This window comes from Nocardia sp. NRRL S-836 (genome assembly GCF_001279525.1).
GTDB lineage: Bacteria > Actinomycetota > Actinomycetes > Mycobacteriales > Pseudonocardiaceae > Lentzea.
The window spans coordinates 1-17667 of the sequence record NZ_LGDY01000097.1; the positions used below are offsets into that span (position 1 = coordinate 1).

At 70.5% G+C, this 17667-nt stretch carries 17 protein-coding genes; 11 read left to right on the plus strand and 6 right to left on the minus strand.

The window, feature by feature from the left end:
* The 6 genes from ADL03_RS18700 to ADL03_RS18725 form a co-directional block, all read left to right on the plus strand.
* A partial coding sequence (locus tag ADL03_RS18700; RefSeq protein WP_053734773.1) for a sugar ABC transporter substrate-binding protein occupies positions 1-1098 on the plus strand: 1098 nt, incomplete at its 5' end.
* A gap of 105 nt (positions 1099-1203) precedes the next feature.
* A complete protein-coding gene (locus ADL03_RS18705) occupies positions 1204-2469 on the plus strand; it encodes a hypothetical protein (RefSeq protein ID WP_157528924.1) in 1266 nt (421 codons plus the stop codon).
* Positions 2470-2762: 293 nt separating this feature from the next.
* Positions 2763-3293 carry an EF-hand domain-containing protein gene (locus tag ADL03_RS18710; protein WP_053734775.1) on the plus strand — a complete coding sequence of 177 codons (531 nt, stop codon included), beginning with the start codon at positions 2763-2765 and terminating at the stop codon, positions 3291-3293.
* A gap of 27 nt (positions 3294-3320) precedes the next feature.
* Complete coding sequence (locus ADL03_RS18715; RefSeq protein WP_053734776.1) at positions 3321-4412, plus strand: isocitrate/isopropylmalate family dehydrogenase; 1092 nt, start codon at positions 3321-3323, stop codon at positions 4410-4412.
* Positions 4409-5062: a cysteine hydrolase family protein gene (locus tag ADL03_RS18720; protein ID WP_053734777.1), complete on the plus strand. Its 654-nt coding sequence runs from the start codon at positions 4409-4411 to the stop codon at positions 5060-5062. Before ADL03_RS18715 ends, ADL03_RS18720 begins: the two co-directional genes overlap by 4 nt.
* The gene (locus ADL03_RS18725; RefSeq protein WP_197288447.1) at positions 5029-5919 is read left to right on the plus strand and encodes a class I SAM-dependent methyltransferase; all 891 of its coding nucleotides are present in this window, start codon (positions 5029-5031) and stop codon (positions 5917-5919) included. The genes ADL03_RS18720 and ADL03_RS18725 overlap by 34 nt, the downstream gene beginning before the upstream one ends.
* Positions 5920-5937: 18 nt before the next feature.
* On the opposite strand, the gene ADL03_RS18730 is transcribed toward ADL03_RS18725, so the two are convergent.
* Complete coding sequence (locus tag ADL03_RS18730) at positions 5938-6600, minus strand: SDR family NAD(P)-dependent oxidoreductase (protein ID WP_082373258.1); 663 nt, start codon at positions 6598-6600, stop codon at positions 5938-5940.
* Positions 6597-8132 (minus strand): AMP-binding protein, encoded by a 1536-nt coding sequence (locus ADL03_RS18735; RefSeq protein WP_053734779.1) that lies wholly within the window; start codon positions 8130-8132, stop codon positions 6597-6599. Before ADL03_RS18735 ends, ADL03_RS18730 begins: the two co-directional genes overlap by 4 nt.
* A gap of 422 nt (positions 8133-8554) precedes the next feature.
* On the opposite strand from ADL03_RS18735, the gene hutH reads away from it, so the two are divergent.
* A complete protein-coding gene (gene hutH, locus ADL03_RS18740; protein ID WP_157528926.1) occupies positions 8555-10084 on the plus strand; it encodes a histidine ammonia-lyase in 1530 nt (509 codons plus the stop codon).
* A 96-nt stretch (positions 10085-10180) separates the two neighbouring features.
* On the plus strand, positions 10181-10879 hold the full coding sequence (locus ADL03_RS18745) for an O-methyltransferase (protein WP_053734780.1): 699 nt from the start codon (positions 10181-10183) through the stop codon (positions 10877-10879).
* Positions 10880-10919: 40 nt separating this feature from the next.
* Here ADL03_RS18745 and ADL03_RS18750 read toward each other — a convergent pair whose 3' ends face one another.
* Positions 10920-11759, minus strand: coding sequence for a hypothetical protein (locus ADL03_RS18750; protein ID WP_053734781.1), 840 nt, complete (start codon positions 11757-11759; stop codon positions 10920-10922).
* Between the two features lie 478 nt (positions 11760-12237).
* Here ADL03_RS18750 and ADL03_RS18755 point away from each other — a divergent pair, with 478 nt between their 5' ends.
* Both ADL03_RS18755 and ADL03_RS18760 read left to right on the plus strand, forming a co-directional pair.
* The gene (locus ADL03_RS18755; protein WP_053734782.1) at positions 12238-12459 is read left to right on the plus strand and encodes a hypothetical protein; all 222 of its coding nucleotides are present in this window, start codon (positions 12238-12240) and stop codon (positions 12457-12459) included.
* 105 nt (positions 12460-12564) lie between these two features.
* Positions 12565-13203, plus strand: a complete 639-nt coding sequence (locus tag ADL03_RS18760) for a GNAT family N-acetyltransferase (protein WP_053734783.1) — start codon at positions 12565-12567, stop codon at positions 13201-13203.
* On the opposite strand, the gene ADL03_RS18765 is transcribed toward ADL03_RS18760, so the two are convergent.
* From ADL03_RS18765 to ADL03_RS18775, 3 genes are read right to left on the minus strand one after another with little or no spacing between them, the layout of a single operon-like run.
* Positions 13188-14084 carry an alpha/beta hydrolase gene (locus tag ADL03_RS18765; RefSeq protein ID WP_053734784.1) on the minus strand — a complete coding sequence of 299 codons (897 nt, stop codon included), beginning with the start codon at positions 14082-14084 and terminating at the stop codon, positions 13188-13190. The genes ADL03_RS18760 and ADL03_RS18765 overlap by 16 nt on opposite strands.
* A complete protein-coding gene (locus ADL03_RS18770) occupies positions 14071-15264 on the minus strand; it encodes a hypothetical protein (protein WP_053734785.1) in 1194 nt (397 codons plus the stop codon). The genes ADL03_RS18765 and ADL03_RS18770 overlap by 14 nt, the downstream gene beginning before the upstream one ends.
* Positions 15261-16394, minus strand: a complete 1134-nt coding sequence (locus ADL03_RS18775) for a cytochrome P450 (protein ID WP_157528928.1) — start codon at positions 16392-16394, stop codon at positions 15261-15263. Before ADL03_RS18775 ends, ADL03_RS18770 begins: the two co-directional genes overlap by 4 nt.
* A 157-nt stretch (positions 16395-16551) precedes the next feature.
* Between ADL03_RS18775 and ADL03_RS18780 the strand changes: the two genes are divergently transcribed.
* The gene (locus ADL03_RS18780; RefSeq protein WP_231642005.1) at positions 16552-17655 is read left to right on the plus strand and encodes a methyltransferase domain-containing protein; all 1104 of its coding nucleotides are present in this window, start codon (positions 16552-16554) and stop codon (positions 17653-17655) included.
* The last annotated feature ends 12 nt before the right edge of the window (positions 17656-17667 follow it).

Genomic DNA, 17667 nt, shown 5'->3' on the forward strand with positions numbered 1-17667 from the left:
GTGTGGACCGCCAACCAGGCCCACCTCACACTGCTCAACGACATCGCCACCGAGTACAAAGCCGCCCACCCGGACATCACCGAGATCAAGTTCGACTCCGTCCCCGCCGACGGCTACACCACCACCCTCACCACCCAGATCGCCGGCGGCAACGCACCCGACCTCGCCTGGCTGCTCGAAGAATCCGCCCCCGACTTCGTCTCCTCCGGCGCCCTCGCCCCCATCAAGACCAAGATCGACAAAGCCGACGAACTCCTCCCCTCCGCCACCAAACTGTGGGAGAAGGACGGCGAGCTCTACGCCTACCCGTTCTCAACCTCCCCCTTCGGCCTGTTCGTCAACACCGACCTCGTCACACAACTACCCACGACCTGGGAACAAGCCGTCGCAGCGGCCGCGGGCAAGAACCTCGTGTTACCCGACTTCAAATACCAGAACTGGGCCGTGCTCTCGGCGATCTGGCGCGGCTGGGGCGCCACCGCCTGGAGCGACGACGGCAAGACCTGCGGGTTCGCCAGCCCCGAGATGAACGACGCCATGACGTTCATCCACAAGGCGATCTTCACCGACAACGCCATCCCCGGTCCCGGCACCACCGTCGACTTCTTCGCCGGCAACGCCGCCATGGCCGTCAGCCAGATCTCCCGCGCCGGCGGACTGAAAGACGCCAAGTTCGGCTGGACCCTCCTGCCCCTGCCCAAGGGCCCCAAGGGCGACTACGCCGTCATCGGGCAAGCCGGAGTCGGCGTGCTGAAACGCTCGAAGAACGCCGACGCCGCCGCCGACTTCCTCGGCTTCCTCACCAACACCACCAACTCCGCGAAACTCGCCCAGTTCTTCCCACCGGCACGCTCGTCGCTGCTCAACGCCCAAACCCTGGCCAAGAGCAACCCCCTGATCAAACCCGAACAACTGCAGGCGGTCGTCATCGACGGCATCAGCAAGGGCGTCGTCAAACCCAGCCACCGAGGCCAGGAAGAGCTCAACCAGACCATCCGCGCGGCACTCGACCCGCTGTGGAAGCCGGACGCCAACATCGGACAGGTACTCGACGGCGTGTGCGCGAAAATCAAGCCGTTGCTGGAACAGCACCCGTGATGTCGGACGTGTTCATGCAAAGCGTTTCCAACGCGGGAAACAACGTCTTCACCCACTAGCTGCGCTTTCCACTTGCTTTGCCCACCCAAAGGGGTCGCGGCGTTGATGAGTTACGTTGGACTGATAGATTCTTCTGCCGGAAACGACCTGCCACAACTGCGGTGGCACCAGCCGTCTGCCCATGCCGGAATCGCCGAGGTGCCCGGTGCGCCAGGTTTGTTCCACACCACGAATGCGAACGGTTCCGGCAGCAAGCCGCTCCGGCGTGCCGCCGACCGGGTCCGGGAGCTGGTCGAACTGCTGGGCGTGCAGGACGTCACGGTGCGCCCCGACGCCTACGTCGAGGTTTTCGGTCACGACTCCACCGTGGCCTACCCGCAGGTCGAGGTGGGCGGTGACGTCTTCCCGGTCCACGTCAAGGCCGCGCGGAACCGGCCGTTCGACGGCGCCGGGGTGGCGAGCGTCAACGTCGTGTCCGGTGTGTGCCTGTTCAGCGATCGGCGGCTGCGGGTCCTCGACGTGACCGGACGTGACGTGGGCCTGTTGCGACCGCGGCCGGAGCCCCTGGCGGAGAAGATCATCGAGCTTCGGGTCGACAGCCGGCTCTCGCTCTACGAGTACGAGTCGAGCCTGCGGCAGATGCGACTGGTCCGCGGGATTCTGGCGGGCCTGCCGACGTCGACGCCGGTCTCGGTGCTGCTCGACCTGCCCAGGGCCCAGTACTACCTCTTCCTCGCCGACGCGCTGAGGCGCTGCATGGTCGGCCCCGAGCTGGCTCAGGCGTGGTTCGACGAGGTGGACACGCGCAGGCAGCGCGTGGCGGAGCTGATGGCCGATGAGATCACCCGCCCCGGCACGGGCGGCGTCACGATCCGGCTGGCGACCGCGTTCGACGGCCTGGCCGACCACGTGCGCTCGGTGGTCGCCACGGGTGGTGTTCCCGAACTGGAGGACTGCGTGGCCGTGGTCGACGCGGGTGGTGATCATGTGTGGCGGTTGCTCAGGACGGTGTGGAGCCCACGCACGTTCCACGAGCTCGGACACGCCGGCTACACGATCGAGAAGCTGCGGGCGTCGCTGACCGTCGAGGGGGCTCCGCCGAGCCTGGGCCTGATGGTCGACAGCGTCTCCGAGCGACGGGGCCACGCCGCGGCCGAGTCGGTCCAGCGGGACCTCGCACGCCGCCATCCCGGCCTCTCGTTCACGATGGCCGGTCTGTACTCGCTGGAGAAGCTGATGGCGGCTGGAGACTCCCGGCGGTCGAGATCGTTGTTCTTCAACGACCCCGGCACGGTCGCCGTCGGTGCCGCGGGCGAGGAGGTGGACCTCCTGCGGCTGACGCGGGACAGCCACCGCCGGAGCACGACCTGACTCGTCACCCACAGTCATCCGCACGTCGTGGTGGTGCTGCTCAGCCGCGACCAAGTGAATCATTTGCCGTAACGGGAAAACCCGCGGTGCGTCCTCTATGCGGTCCGCCGGGTCCAAGCGCAGGCCGGTGCAACGGGACAACCCGCATTCGGGCGGTTCGAACCCGAGAACCGAAATTCACACTTTGCGGTGCTTTCTGGTTATTCGTGCACTTCTCCGGACTACGGTGGCCGTTGTCCGGGGACGGGAGCTTCCCGTTCCGTTCACGTTCATCCGGAAAGATGGTTCAGCGAATGCAGAAGAACGCCCTCGAACGCGTCTCGGTCGTCTTCGCCCTGTTCGACCGCAACGGGGACGGCCACCTGCAGGCCGAGGACTTCGAGATCATGGCCGACGACGTCGTGGCGGCGGCACCGCGGTCCAGCGACGGGGCCAAGGACGCGATGCGCAGCGCGTTCGAGCGCTACTGGTCCACCCTGGTCACCGAGCTGGACACCGATCGCGACGGGTCGATCACCTTCGAGGAGTTCGCGGACTGCGTGCTGGAACCGGAGCGGTTCCACGACACGGTCGGCGAGTTCGCCGAGGCGCTCGCCGCGCTGGGTGACCCGGACGGCGACGGGCTCGTCGAACGGCCCGTCTTCCTGGCGCTGATGACCGCGATCGGCTTCGAGCAGGACGCCATCCACGCGCTGTTCGACGCCTTCGGCCCGTCCGAGTCCGACCAGATCACCGTGTCGACCTGGGTTGCCGGGATCAAGGACTACTACAGCCCCACCAAGACCGGCATCCCGGGCGACCAGCTGGTCGGCGGCAGGGCCTGAGCGACGGACGGGCAGGAGAGGAACACCTTGGTCCCCACCATCGGACTCGCTGTCGGCCGCGGCACCGGGCCGGAGCTCGCCGACGTGTTCGAACGCGTCCTCGCCACGCTCGGAGAAGCGTGGTCGGTGCGCATCGGGCTCACCCGTTCCCCACGGCTCTACCACTCGTACTTCTCCCTCAGGGCCGAGGCGAGCGGGGTCGAGGAGGTCCGGCTGCTCACGGAGCAGGACGCCCGCCACTACGAGGAGTTCTGCCGCGAGCAGGCACGCGCGGGCACCACCGCGATCTTCCGCACCGCGATCAACGCGCAGTCGCTGTACCTGGTCCGCGAACGGCTCCAGGCGGTCAAGGTCGACCTGATCGCCGGGCAGGGCACGGAGCTCCTCCTGGTCCGCGACGAAGCACAGGGCTTCTACACGGGCGAGAACCACCACGAGCCCGGCATCGTGCGCCGTACCACGACCTTCAGCGCGGAGATCACCGAACGGGTCGTCCTCACCGCCCTCCGGCAGGCCGAGCGGTACTGGCCCGGCGAGCCGGTCGGGCCCGTCGTCATGGCGTACAAGTTCCACCTGCTCGACGGGGCGCTGGGCGAGTGGGTGGCCGACATCGGCGCCCGGCACGGCGTGGAGCTCCGGCTGGCACAGCCGGACACGGTCAACCGCAACATCATCGAGCACGGCCTGCCCGCCCGCAGCGTCGTCATCGGCGCCAACGAGTGGGCCGACATCATGCACGTCGTCCTGCTGGACAGGCTGGGCTGCGAGCGCCAGGAGAACCGCTGCACCGAGAACGTCCACCTGCACCCCGCGGTGAGCAACCTGGTGGAGTACCAGACGGTCCACGGCTCGGCCGACGACCTGGAGGGCCTGGGCGTCGTCAACCCGACAGCGACCATCCGGGCGGCAGCGGCTGTCGCGGAGCGGCACGCCGGCTGCGCCGGAGCGGTCGCGCGGGTGGAAAGCGCTCTCACCGTTGTGTCGAACCAGGGTGTCCGCACCCCTGATCTCGGCGGGCGGCACTCGACCGGCGAGGTGGTGGCCGCGGTGCTCGAACTGCTGCGGGAGCCGGGCCCGCGGGGCCGGCACGCGGCGGTGGCGCGGGCGGGCGAGGAATGACGGCGACGGCGCTCGTCGTCATCGACCTCCAGAACGACTTCTGCTCGGGCCCGGCCGTGGCCGCCCGCTACCGCGGCGATCCCGCGGTCCTGGACGCCGTGACCGCCAACGCCGCCCGCGCCGTCACCGTGGCGAGGGAACGTGCGGTGGAGGTCGTCTTCGTGCGGTTCCACGGCGACGTCGAGCACCAGGGGCCGAGCTGGCGGCGGCGTGACCAGGTGCTCGGCAAGCTCCCCAAGTGCCGGGAGGGCACCTGGGGAGCCGAGTTCCACCGCGTGCGGCCCGCGCCGGGTGAACACGTGTTCACCAAGAACGCGCGGTTCGACGCGTTCCTCAGCGCGGGCTTCGAGGAGCACCTGCGGCGTACCGGCGTCGAGCACCTGGTGTTCGCGGGTCTCTACGCCGACGTCTGCGTGGACACCACGGCGCGAACGGCGTTCCAGCAAGGCTTCCACGTGAGCGTGCTGACCGACTGCACGACGAGCCTGCACCTGGCGGACGAGACGGTCCAACGGTTCATGAGCACCGTCTACGGCGCCCGGCTGACGACGCTCGACGACCCGGAGGTGTGGTCGGTGCCCGCCGCCGCGCGGTGCGACCAGGAAAGGCAGGACAGGTGCCCGGTACCGAACACGGCAGCCGGACCGTAGAACACGGGGTCGCGCGCACCGCGTTGATGGTCGCCGCGGCCCGCGCCATCGAGACCCACCGGTCCGACTCCCTCGCGCGTGACGACTACGCCGAGCACTTCGTGCGTGCCGCCGGCACGTGCGAGGGCTGGCCGCTGCGCCCGCACGAGGTCCCGGCCGGTGACGCCGACCCGTTGTGGGGCAGGCTCGGGCGGTACTTCGGCCTGCGCACGAGGGTGCTCGACGACTTCGTCCTGCGGACGGCCCGTGCCGGAGCACGGCAGGCGGTGCTGCTGGGCGCCGGTCTGGACACGCGTGCCTTCCGCCTCGACTGGCCGCCGGACTGCGTCGTGTTCGAGCTCGACCAGGACCCTGTGCTGCGCTTCAAGCAGGACGTCCTCGACGGCCTGCGGCCGGTTCCGCGGGCCCGGCGCATCCCGATCGCGACCGACCTGCGCGGCGACTGGAAGACACCGCTGTGCGCCGCGGGGTTCGACCCCACCGCTGCGAGCGTCTGGCTCGCCGAAGGCCTGATGCTGTACCTGCCCAGCGACGCGGAACGCCGCCTGATCGACGTCGTGGCGAGGCTCGGCGTGCGGGGCAGCTCCATCGCGTTCGAGGTCAAGCTCGGCAGCGAACGGCCCGAAGTCCGTTCCAGCGCTGTGTACTCGGCGGCGAAGCAGCGGATCGGCGTCGACCTGCTCACGCTGTTCGACGCGGAACCGCGCCCCGACTCGGCCGGGTACCTCGCGAGCACGGGCTGGGTCACGAGAGTGACGACGCCGTTCGACTTCACCAGGAGGTTCGGGCGCGGCCCCGAGCCGGAGACCGACGACGCGCTGGCGAGCAACCGGTGGATCTTCGCGACGAAACGCTGAGCGTGACGGTTCTCCGTGCTACCAGCTGAGCGGCATCGGTTCCCACGTGGTCCGCACCAGCGGGTCCTCGACGGTCAGGTGTTCGCCTGACCGGTGGTCGGCCGCACCCTCGACGACGCGGCGCAGCACGGAGGCCGCCTCGGCAGCGGGTGTGCCGCGTCCGGCAGCACAGCTCAGCACGGTGACACCGTGTCCGCGGTGCTCCGCCGCCAGGCCCTCCGTCAGCTTGACCACCGCGGCCGCCGACACCGAGGAGGCGGTCGCGTGGTACGACCCGTCTTCTCCCCGGTGGCTCACGACGTTGACGATTCGCCCCCGCTTGCGCGGCACCATCCGCCTGAGCACCGCGGCCGTCGTCAACGCCGTGCCGCGGAGGTCGACCTCGACCGCCCGCCACCAGTCGTCCTGACCGATCTCCCAGGCCGCACCGGTCACACCGACGTTGTTCACCAGCACGTCGAGCGGTCCGAACGCGGCTTCCGCCGCGGCCACCGCCGCCTCCACCGAGGCCGGGTCGGTGCAGTCCACGGTCACCGCGGCGACGGCGAGCAGTTCGCCGCGGACCTGCCGCAGTGCCGCGGAGTCCGGCCCGGTGATGACCACCGCCGCTCCGGCGCGGCACAGCTCCTCCGCGAGGACGCGGCCGAAACCCGTCGCACCACCCGTGATCAGCACCCTCATCGCGTTCCTCCGGCACGGCCGTCGGTCAACTCGCGGACCAGCGCCTTGCCCATGGCGGAACGCGGAATCCGGTCCACCGCGCTGATCGAGCGGATCTTCTTGTAGGGCGCGACCCGGCTCGCCACGAAGTCGGTCACCTCGGACAGCGCCACCGGCCCGGTCAGCACGACGAACGCGACGGGGATCTCGCCCGCGACCTCGTCCGGTGCCCCGGTCACGACGGCGTCGGCGACGTCGGGGTGGCTGAGCAGCACGGCTTCCAGTTCAGCAGGCGCGATCTGGTGTCCCTTGTACTTGATGAGCTGCTTGATGCGGCCGATGATCGTGACGTGGCCGTCCGGCTCGCGCCGGGCGATGTCACCGGTGTGCAGCCAGTGCTCCTCGTCGGCGAGACTGCGCACGGTGCCGTCGTCGTCCAGGTAGCCGGGTGACACCTGCGGGCCGCGCACCCAGATCTCCCCCGTCTCCCCGCCCACCCCGGTCTCCGGGTCCACCAACCGGATCTCGGTGTCGGGCAGCGCCCTGCCGATCGAGGCCGGCACCGGCGGGCTGCCGTCGGGCGGGGCGAAGGTGCACCCCGCCTCCGTCATGCCGTAGCCCTGCACCACCGGCACACCGAGCACGCGGGCACAGCTCCGGGCGACGTCCGCGGGGAGCGGGGCGCCACCTGAGTAGACCAGGCGCAGGCTGCTCGTGTCGCGGCCGCCGGTGCCGCCGAGCCGGGCGAGCTCCGCGAGGAGGCTCGGCACCAGGTACGCCACGGTGACCTTCCGCGTCTCGATGACCTCCACCAGGTCGCTGACGCTGAACGGGGTGTGGACCGTGACGAGCGTGCCGCCCGCGCGAAGCGTGGGGTTCATCGCCATCTGCATGCCGTAGATGTGCCGGAACGGTGTCGTGGCGAGCACGACGTCGTCGGCGGTGAGCCGGTGCACCGCGTCGATCTGGTCCAGGTTGGACACCAGGTTGCGGTGCGTGAGCACGATCTGCTTCGGGAGCCCGAGGGAGCCGCTCGACGTGGCGAGCAACGCCGGCCGTTCGTCCCCGGCGGCCGGGGACGCGTCGGCGGCCAGCCCGTCGAGCCACCGGTGCCAGCTGATCGTCCCGTCGCCGGACGGGAGCTCGTCCACCACGACGACGCTGCGCACGGACGCGGCCGACGGGAGAGCGGACAGCTGCCGCCACGCCTTCGCCGAGGTGACCACGTGGGCGGCACGGCACCGTTCGAGCACCGGCTGCCACTCCTCCGGGGTGCCGAGCGGTTCGAGCGGGAGCACGACGCCACCGGCGAGCAGGGTGCCGTGGTAGGCCACGACGAACTCGGCCGTGTTGTCGCACACGAGTGCAACGACCTCGTCCGGACCGTGGAGCCGGGGACGCAGCGCGGCGGCGAACCGTTCGACGGCTTGCTTCAACTCCGGATACCGGTAGGAACGTCCGCTGCTGTGCTCGATGAGCGCTGTGCGCCGGGAGGTGGTGTCCTGCCAGACCGACTCGGCGAGGTTGCTCGTCCAGTGCCCGGATGTCGTCATGCCTTCTCCTGCTGCTCGCACACGGCCACGTCGAGGAACCCCGCCGCTCCAGAACGCGGCCCGGTGGGACGTTGCCGACACTAGGGGCAGGACCGGGCAGAACACCCCTGTGGACTTCCGCAATTGTCGCTCGTCCGGGCGCGGCGGCTCCTGTGCCCGGCACCCGCCGGGTCGCTGCGCGAGCGACGTTCCAGCGCGTGGAACGAATGGCAGACAGCACGCGTCCGCAGACACACAATCAGCCGGTGGGCGTCGAAGAGCGCAGCACCTACCGCCGCTCGGTGGATCACGTCCTCCAGGTCGTGGTCACCGGTGGGGTTGCGGCAGGCGGGCACCGATGACCACGCAGGTGTTGCGCGGTCCCCGTCCCATGCCGGTCACCTGGCGAGTTCGTCTCAACCCCATCACCCACTGGAGCTCGCATGTCGACGATCCACGACGTCGTCACCCACGACGTGACCCTGCCGGGCAGGCTCGACGCGGCAGCGCTGGAGCGAGCGAGCGGGTTGCTCCACGTCGGGTTGTCCGAGTCCGCCCGCGGTGAGCTCGAACGCTGCCGCAGGTTCGTCGACTCGGTCGTCGCCGACGGGCACGAGGTGTACGGCGCCACCACGGGGTTCGGTCCGCTGGTGACGTTCGCCGGCCGGGAGACCGCGGCCGAGCAGTGCGACAACACTCTGCAGCACCTCACCGCCGGCCAAGGTGCCGACCTGCCGATCCCGGTGGTGCGGGCGACGATCCTGGCTCGGCTGGCGTCGCTGACGAAGGCCAGGTCCGGCGTGACACCGTCTGTTGTGGACGGTCTGATGGCGGTGCTGCGCACGACGTTCACCCCGGCGGTGCCGACCTACGGGTCGGTCGGGGCCAGCGGCGACCTCGTCCCGCTGGCCCACGTCGCGCAGGCGCTGCGCGGAACCGGACACGCCTATGTGGACGGTGTGCGGCTGCCCGCGGCCGAGGCGCTGCGGGCGGCCGGTCTCACGCCGCTGGTGCTCGACGGGCGCGACGCGCTCGCCCTGGTCAACGGCACCTCGCTGACCGCCGCCACCGCGGGCCTCGCGTGGCGGTCCATCGGCCGGTCGCTGCACGCCGCCACCGCGTTGAGCGCGTTGCTGGCCGACCTGCTCGGCAGCACCACCGCGTTCCTCGACCACCGGCTGCTCGCCGCGTTCGGCCACCCGGCCGCCGGTGAGGTCGGCGCACGGATGGCCACGATGCTCGACGGAACGCGTCCGACCGGGCTGCGGCCGTTGCAGGAGCCGTACTCCATCCGCTGCACCCCTCAGCTGCTCGGCGCCGCGACGTCGGCGCACCGGTACGCGGGCGAGGTGGTGCACGACGACCTGAACGGGGTCAGCGACAACCCGTTGTTCTTCGTCGACGACGAGGCGGTCGCGCACGGCGGCAACTTCTTCGGCCAGCCCTGCTCGTTCGTGAGCGACCTGCTCACCACGGTCGCGGTGCAGGTCGGCAACCTCGCCGAGCGGCAGCTGGACCTGCTCGTCGACCCCAACCGGAACACCGGGCTCCCGCCGATGCTGTCACCGCGTCCCGGTGTGCACCACGGGGTCCAGGGCGTGCAGCTGGCGTCGACGGCGATCGTGGCGGCGATGCGCCGGCAGGCGATGCCCGCCAGCGTGCAGAGCCTCCCGACGAACCTGCACAACCAGGACGTCGTCCCGTTCGGCACGCAGGCCGCACAGAACGCGTGGGAGACCGCGCGGTTGCTGCGACACCTGCAGGGCGGGCTGGCGGTCGCGTTGCGGCAGGCGGTGCACCTGCGCGACGGCCGGCCCACCGCGCCGTTCTGCATCGGCCTCGCCGACCGGCTGGCCGACGCGATCCCGCCGATCGAGCAGGACCGGCCGCTGGACGCCGACGTGCGCCTGGCCGCCGACGTCGTGGACGCCCACCTCGCCGGGACAGCCGGCTCCGAAGATTCCTGGACGTGAGACCCGGCCTCGGCGTGCTGTCGGTGCTTCCCGGCGGCGGCACGGCCACAGCATGGAACAAGGGCCTCTGAGCCGCATCAACCGTGGAGGTCAGGCATGAACGTGGCAGTGAACGGCGCTACCCAGGTGGACAAGCGGATCCGGTTGACGCCCGAGATCCTCGACTACGTCCTGCACTGCACCGAGCAGCCGGTGCCCGTGCAGCAGTGGCTGATCGACACCACGACCGCGCTCGGACAGGTCGCCGAGATGCAGATCGCCCACGAGCAGGCGGTGCTGTTCACCCTCCTCGCCGCTGCGAGCGGGGCACGCAGGATCATCGAGGTCGGCACCTTCACCGGGTACTCCGCGCTCGCCTTCGCCAGAGGCATGCCGGCGGACGGCACCATCGACACCTACGACATCACCGACAGGTGGTCCTCGACCGCGCGCAGGGCCTGGCAGGAGGCCGGGTTCGCCGACCGCATCCGCCAGCACATCGGCCCGGCGGCCGAACTGCTCGACCGGCTGCCCCCGGAGCCGGCCGTGGACCTCGTGTTCATCGACGCGGACAAGGTCAGCTACATCGGGTACTGGGAGCAGCTGCTGCCGCGGGTGGCCGACAACGGACTGATCATCGCCGACAACGTGCTGTACGCCGGTGAGGCGACCAGCGTCCACGCCGAGGGCAACGCCGCGGCGATCCGCGCGTTCAACGAGCACGTGCGGGCCGACGACCGGGTGCAGGCGGTCATGCTGCCGCTGGCCGACGGGTTGACCATCGCGCGCAAACTCCCCGCGAGGTATGGGCGGTGATGTGAGCCTGCCGTGAGTGTCCCCGGCGAGCCGGGGACACTCACGGCAGTGCGGCGCGAACGGGCACCTCGACCAGCGATGACCGCCCGACGACGACGATCAACTCCTCGATCATGCCGGGCAGGTCGGTGGGCAGCAGGTCGAACACCTCGGCCCGCGCGTCGACCGGGTCAGCGGCGAGGTCCTCCCGGATCGCGACCAGCCGCGACAGCATCGCGGCGGTGAAGTCGGCCTGCGTGACCACTCCGCGGCTCACCAGGAAGAACTCGTCGAACAGGGCGCGTTCGGCGTCCGTGACACCGTTGCCCGCGCGGCCTCCGTGGCCTTTGAACAGCGAGGCCCCCTCGGGCACCAGCATCTGCGCCACGGTCATGTGCACCAGGCGGTTGCGTTTGAGCGCTCGCTTGAGCACGCCGTCGCGGGGCGGGCGCAGCGTGCCGAGCAGGTCGGCGACCCGCTCGTGGTCACGGGCCCACAGGCCGCTGAAGGCCGGGTGCTTCGCGGCCATCCGCGGTCGGATGGACAGGGCGTAGACCTCCGGGGTGCAGCTGCCGGCGTAGAGCAGCAGTGCGCTGTAGCAGTCGTACCACCACGCAGCCCGTGCCGTGTCGGCCTCGGAGAGGCTGCCGGATCCGTCCGAGCCGGCGAGCAGGTCCGCGAGCATGCGCCACACGCCGAACGTCACGTGGTGGCCGATCATCCAGCGGTAGAACGCCCGATCCGAGTCGTCGGCCGCCACTCTCGCGACCGGTGCGGACAACGTCGGCTCCGCCGAACAGGGGCCCACGACATCGATCAGGTCCGGCTCGACCAGCGCGTGGCCGGGCATCGGCAGACGCAGGACGTCGAGTCCGAGCGGTCGCTCCGACGCGGTCGTCATCTCGCGTCCCGGAACCCGCGGGACGGGTTCACGCCGAGCGGATCACCGACGCGCTGACGCCCCGGGAGGAGAAGCATGCTGCGTGCGCACATAGTCAATCGCCTTCTTAGCCCGATGGCGTGTCAAGAGTCGAAGAACTGTGGAACTCGGCGCGACCACCGACCAGGACGTGATCCGGGGAGTCATCGAAACCTGCTGCGCGGCAACGGCGGAAGAGCGCGTTCCACCGTCCGGGACGGGTGCGCGGCGCGATGAGGTGGAGACTGCCACCAATGCTGCACTCACGTACACAATGGACTGGCACTTGGTGCAGCTCCGGCCCGTCAAAGGCAGCGGCTGTGAGCGTAAAGGAAGACAAGTGTGCGCCCCGATGCCCTTGCCGCCCGCTTTCCCTTGGGATCACCATGACTTTTCGCCAGGCTGTTCGCGATGTCGCGTTCACGGAACGCATTCATGATCATTCATTGAGAGGAACAGCATGGTGAAGAAGTTGGTCGCCGGCGCCGCACTCCTGTGCGCGTCGCTGGTGGTGGTCGCTCCGGCCGCTCACGCCGCATCGTTCGCTGGCGTCTACCCCAACCACAACGCGGCGGTCAAAGCCTGCAAGCAGGGTGTGGCGCAGGGCCGCTGGTACGACACGTGCCGCTACCAGGGCTACCGCAACTCCGCGCAGGTCGGTCTCTGGGTCCAGCCCAGGTAGTTCGCTCCACCACACCCCGCTGACGCCTCGCCTGCGGCCGTGTCCGAGCCGGTTCGGCTCGGACACGGCACGCGACGACCTCGGAGGGTCTTCGTGATCAGGTCTGTGCAAGATCTGCGAATCGAGTGGCTGGACGATCCCGCGACGTTCTTCCGCCGCCACGCCGACGCGCTGGCGGCCATCGGCGCCAGTGCCTTCGCCCAGCCCGCACCGGTGATGGGACACCAGGTGGCCGACCGGTTCGCCAAGGCGACGCTGGCCCAGATCCTGCGCCTCGACGGCGAGATCGTGGGCTTCGGCCTGTTCGACCGGCTGCGGTCGGGGCTGTGGGTCGTCGAGGGCCGCGCGATCGCCCCCGCCCACCAGCGGGGCGGGCTGGGAACGCGGTGCTTCCGCGACTTCCTCGACACGACCGGGGCGAACGCCGTCGCCACCGTCACCCGCAACCCGGCGATCTGCCGGATGATGGCGGCCGAGTTCCGCACGGTGCTCCCGGACCTGTCGTCCGACCGTCCACTGCGGACACTGCACCACTCCGGCATCGCCACCGCCGTCCGCCATTACGCCGGGCACCTCGGCGCCGACGTCGCGGAGCTGCCGTTCATCCGCAACCGCTACCCGGGCGGGCTGTACGGGGTGCGCGATCCCGGCCTGCGCATGCCTTCGCCGGAGATCAGCCGTGATCCGTCGTGCGGGGTCATCACCGTGGGAGTGGGGCGCAAACCTCCTCAGGCTGGCGGCTGAGCGACCTCACCGCATTCCGCCGATCCGTCAACCGGGTCCGGTTCGGTCAGCAGCGCACGCACCGCCGCGGCGACCCCCGAGGGATGGGTCAGAAAGCCTTCGTGGCCACCGGGCAGGACCGCGAGGCTCTCCCCCACCACGTCGGCCAGCCTGGCCGTGATGCGGCGCAGGAAAGGTGAGCTCGCGGACCCGATCGCCGGCCGGATCCTCGTCGTCCCGGACCGCAGCTCCGCCCAGCCCTCCTCACCGATCCGGTACGCCCACGTCACGCCCGCCTCGACCGCGAGGAACGAGTTGACGTTGGCGATCGTCCGCTGGTCGGGCGGTTCCCAGCCGACGTCGGCCTCCCGGTCGAGCGGATCACGCTGCTCCGCCCCGAAGCCGGCCCGCAGCAGCGTCAGCGCCTTCCGCCAGCCCGTTTTCTCGTGCACCTGCCGCACCTCCCGGTGCAACGCGTCGAACTCGGCGCGCTCCGCCGCGTCGGCGAGACACCGCAGCGGAGGTTCGTGGGCGACGAGCACGCTCACCCGCTCCGGCCACCGGCGCGCGAGCTCCAGGCCGATGACCGCCCCGGTGCTGCACCCGTACACCGCGACCGGGGTGTCCCCGTAGACGTGCGCGGCCAGCGCCACGGCGTCCTCGGCGTGCTGCTCGATCGACACCGGCTGCAGCGGGTCCCCCACCGAGGTGCGGCTCTGCCCGCGCCGGTCGTACGTCAGCACGGAGTGCGTCTCGGCGAGCCGGACCGCCAGCGGGGCGGCACTGTGCGCGTCACTGCCGCCGCTGGGCAGCACCAGGACCGGCGGGCCGGCACCGCGGACGGTATGGCTGATGTCCGCGCCCTCGGCCCGGAACGTCCCGGTTCGTTCAGCAGGTGCCACTGCCGGCTCCGTTGCCGCCGTGGAACCGTTCGGCCAAAGCGAGATCGCCGTTGGACAGGCCGTGGCGCCGGAAGAACATCCGCGGGTTGAAGTACACCGCGACGCGCGCCGGACCGTCGACGGAACGTTGTGCGCTCAGGAACGAGTGCGCGTACATCTCATCGCCCGCATCGCCACTCATGAAGAACCGGGCACATCGCTCATAGGCCGCACGGCTTTCCGGTGACACGTCGTAGGCGTCCAGCACCTCCCGCACCATCCACTGCGCCTCCGCGTCCGAACGGCTGCGCGGGGTGAGCCCGAACTGGTGCATGACGGACTCGATCGGCCGCGCACGTCCAGGCAGGAACGAGACATACGTTCCGTACGACCAGAAACGGCGGTGGTTGGAGCGCCATTCGAGGCGGGTGCGTGACGGCACCTCCCCCTGCCAGGCCGACCGTTCCCACGCCCTGGCCGCGATCCTGGCCATCGTGGGACCGTCGTCCAGCTCGGCGGACGGCCCGAGCCGGTCCCAGCGCGCGAGCTTGTCCGGCGTGAGGGACCCGCGGTGCTGCACGTAGAGCTTCGTTCTCGCCAACGGTCCCGCGGCGAGGTCGAGGCACAGGTAGGACACGGTGTCATCGTCGTCCATCGCGTCGGCGACGACCTGCCACTGACCGGGGAACCCCAGCGCGGTGAGCACCGCGTCGGTGCGAGCGGCGGTGGCCGAGCGGCTGCCACCGGCCAGCCACAGGTGGATCTTGCCCTCCGGCCGCCTGCCAGGTACCCAGCCCAGGGTGTGGAAGGCGGCCATCGGCGGACGGTCGGCCGGTCGTGGCGCCACCAGGTGCTCGATCCGCCGCAGCCTGGACAGGTCGAGGCCGTGGACGGCGGACAGGCGCTCGCTGAGCTTGAGCGCACTGTCCCAGTAGGACCCAGGACTACCGGGTTCGGCCTGCGCCTCGACCGAGGCGCGCAGTCCCAGCGGTCGCTCACCGAGCACGACGGAGAGTTCCAGCGGTGTGCTGTCGGCGGTGAGCGTGGACCACGCGGGCGGCGCGTCGGGTGAGCGATGGCCCCACGACTCGCCCATGAGCCGCACGTCCGCGACTGCCTGGTCGGCGAGGTCGCCGAGATCGCCGGCGGCGCACAGCCCGCGCACCGCGGCCTCGGCGAGATCGGCGCACGTCTGGTTCATGGGGTGAACCTCATAGGCAGACGGGTGATCCCGTTGACCACTGCGGACACGAGGCGGCGCGGCTGCCCTGCGAGCTCGAACCGGGCACCGCTGTCGGCCAGCTCGGTCACCAGGGCGCCGAGCAGGGTGCGGCCAGCCGCCGCACCGACGCAGAAGTGCGGGCCGAGCCCGAACGCGAGATGGGGGTTCGGCGCACGCCGGGGGTCGAACCGGTCCGGGTCGGCGAACACGGCCTCGTCCCGGTTCGCCGACGCGAGCCACGCCACGACCCAGTCCCCCGCACGCAGGTGCGCACCGGCCAGCTCCACGTCCGCGGTGGCACGGCGCACGAGCTGACGTGCCGGGGTGGTCCAGCGCGCCGCCTCGTCCACCAGCCCCGGCACCAGCGACCGGTCCTCGACCACCTCCTGCCACAGGTCCGGTGTCCGCGCGAGGTGCAGCAGCAGGTGCAGCGCCGTGTTCAGCGTGGCGGTGCTGCCCCCGATCAGTGCACTGTGGACGTTCGCCATGAGCTGCCGGCGGGTGAGGGCGGCGCCCTCGACCGACACCTCCGACAACGCCCCGGGCAGGGTGTCCGGCGCGGACAGCGACGAGGGCAGCGCCTCCCTGATCGCACCGAACAACCCCGCACTGGCACGCAGCACCGTCTCGGTGGCGTCGCCGTCGGCGTGCAACGGATCGCACGGCGCGATGGTCGCGGTGGCGGCGGACACCGCCATCTCCCACGTCGTCTCCGGCAGGCCGAGCATCGGCCCGGCGGCGATCATCGGCAACCGGCGCAGGAGGACGGCCACGTCGTGGACACCCCCGGCGAGCAACGGTTCCAGCAGTCCGCGCACACCGCTGTGGACATCGTCGGCGTGCGCCCGTGCAGCAGCAGGCCCCAGCGCACGCGTGGACGGACGGCGCAGAGCGGCGTGCCGCGGCGGGTCGGTCGTCGCCAGGGTGTGGCCGCCGAGCGGGTCGGGCGTGCCGACCGAGGTGAGCAAAGTTCCGGAGGTGGAGCTGAACAGACCGGAATCACGCAGAATCGCCTGGCACTCCGCATGACGGTAGAACGACCGGAACGGCACCCCGTCCGGACCGACCTCCTCGCGCACCGGGCAGGTCCGGCGGAGGTCTCGCCACACGTCGTGATCATCGTCCACATCCACCCACCGATCTCTACCCCCGCTCCGGTCCGTCGTCCAGGGCAGAGTTGGCTGCCCTTCCGGTCACGCGGCCCCGCCGATCCACCGGACGCGGATGACCATGTCTCCCATCAGCGCCGAATCTCGGGGGTCCGCAGTGGACGATGTGGAACGCGCGATCAAGGACTTCGTGGCCGAGGTCCTCCTGGAGGGCGAGCCCGTCGAGTTCGACGAGCACACGCCGCTGCTGGAGCACCGCCTCATCGACTCGCTCAACGTGGAAGAGCTGCTCGTGTACGTGGAGCAGACGTTCTCCGTCTCACTCAGCCGCTGGCCGCACTCGGACTGGAAGACCATTCACGCCATGGCACAACTCGTTCACGACCACGCACCCGACGGCCGGCAAGCTCCCGGCGAGCAGCCGGCGGCCATCGTCAGCGACTACGAGAAATGGGTGGCCGGTTACTGGAACGAGAAGCAGAACGACCCCATCAACCTCCTCCTCGGCGAGGAGGACGGGTTGGTCCACCACCACTACGGACTCGGCGAGTACGACCCCGCCGTGCTGACCGCGCCCGACCAGGAGGACGCGATCATCCGTGAGCTGCACCGCCTGGAGTGCGCGCAGATGGACGTCGTGCTCGACGCCCTGGCACCCATGACCGCGGACCAGCGGCTGCTCGACGCGGGGTCGGGCCGGGGCGGAGGTTCGTTCAGCGCACACCGCAGGTTCGGTTGCCGGGCGGACGGCATCACGCTCTCGCAGTACCAGGTGGACTTCGCGACGAAGCTCGCGGCCAGGCACGGCTGCACCGACGAGGTGAGCTTCCACCTGCAGAACATGACGCGCACGGCGTTCCCGGACGACCACTTCGACCGGATCATCACCAACGAGACGACGATGTACGTCGAGCTGGCCGACGCGTTCGCCGAGTTCGCACGGGTGCTCAAGCCCGGCGGGCGGTACGTGTGCGTCACCTACTGCGTCAACGACACGCTCGCGCCGACGAGCGAGGCCTGCGAGGCGGTGGACGCGCACTACGGCACCCGGATGCACAAGCGCAGCGAGTACCTGGCCGCGCTGTCCGCGGCGGGCTTCTCGCCCAGCCGCGTCAGCGTCCTCAACGCCGACACGATCCCCTACTGGGAGCTGCGCGCCCGGTCCGAGCACAGCACCGGCGTCGAGAAGGCGTTCCTCGACGGCTACCGGTCGAACGTCCTGCAGTACGTCCTGATCGTGGCGGACCGGCTGCCCGCCTGACCTGCCGGCACC

Bases quoted from the DNA above. Each gene is read 5' to 3' on its own strand.
- ADL03_RS18705 (WP_157528924.1), top strand. From the start codon at position 1,204: ATGAGTTACGTTGGACTGATAGATTCTTCTGCCGGAAACGACCTGCCA.
- ADL03_RS18710 (WP_053734775.1), top strand. From the start codon at position 2,763: ATGCAGAAGAACGCCCTCGAACGCGTCTCGGTCGTCTTCGCCCTGTTC.
- ADL03_RS18720 (WP_053734777.1), top strand. From the start codon at position 4,409: ATGACGGCGACGGCGCTCGTCGTCATCGACCTCCAGAACGACTTCTGC.
- ADL03_RS18730 (WP_082373258.1), bottom strand. From the start codon at position 6,600: ATGAGGGTGCTGATCACGGGTGGTGCGACGGGTTTCGGCCGCGTCCTC.
- ADL03_RS18735 (WP_053734779.1), bottom strand. From the start codon at position 8,132: ATGACGACATCCGGGCACTGGACGAGCAACCTCGCCGAGTCGGTCTGG.
- hutH (WP_157528926.1), top strand. From the start codon at position 8,555: ATGTCGACGATCCACGACGTCGTCACCCACGACGTGACCCTGCCGGGC.
- ADL03_RS18745 (WP_053734780.1), top strand. From the start codon at position 10,181: ATGAACGTGGCAGTGAACGGCGCTACCCAGGTGGACAAGCGGATCCGG.
- ADL03_RS18750 (WP_053734781.1), bottom strand. From the start codon at position 11,759: ATGACGACCGCGTCGGAGCGACCGCTCGGACTCGACGTCCTGCGTCTG.
- ADL03_RS18755 (WP_053734782.1), top strand. From the start codon at position 12,238: ATGGTGAAGAAGTTGGTCGCCGGCGCCGCACTCCTGTGCGCGTCGCTG.
- ADL03_RS18770 (WP_053734785.1), bottom strand. From the start codon at position 15,264: ATGAACCAGACGTGCGCCGATCTCGCCGAGGCCGCGGTGCGCGGGCTG.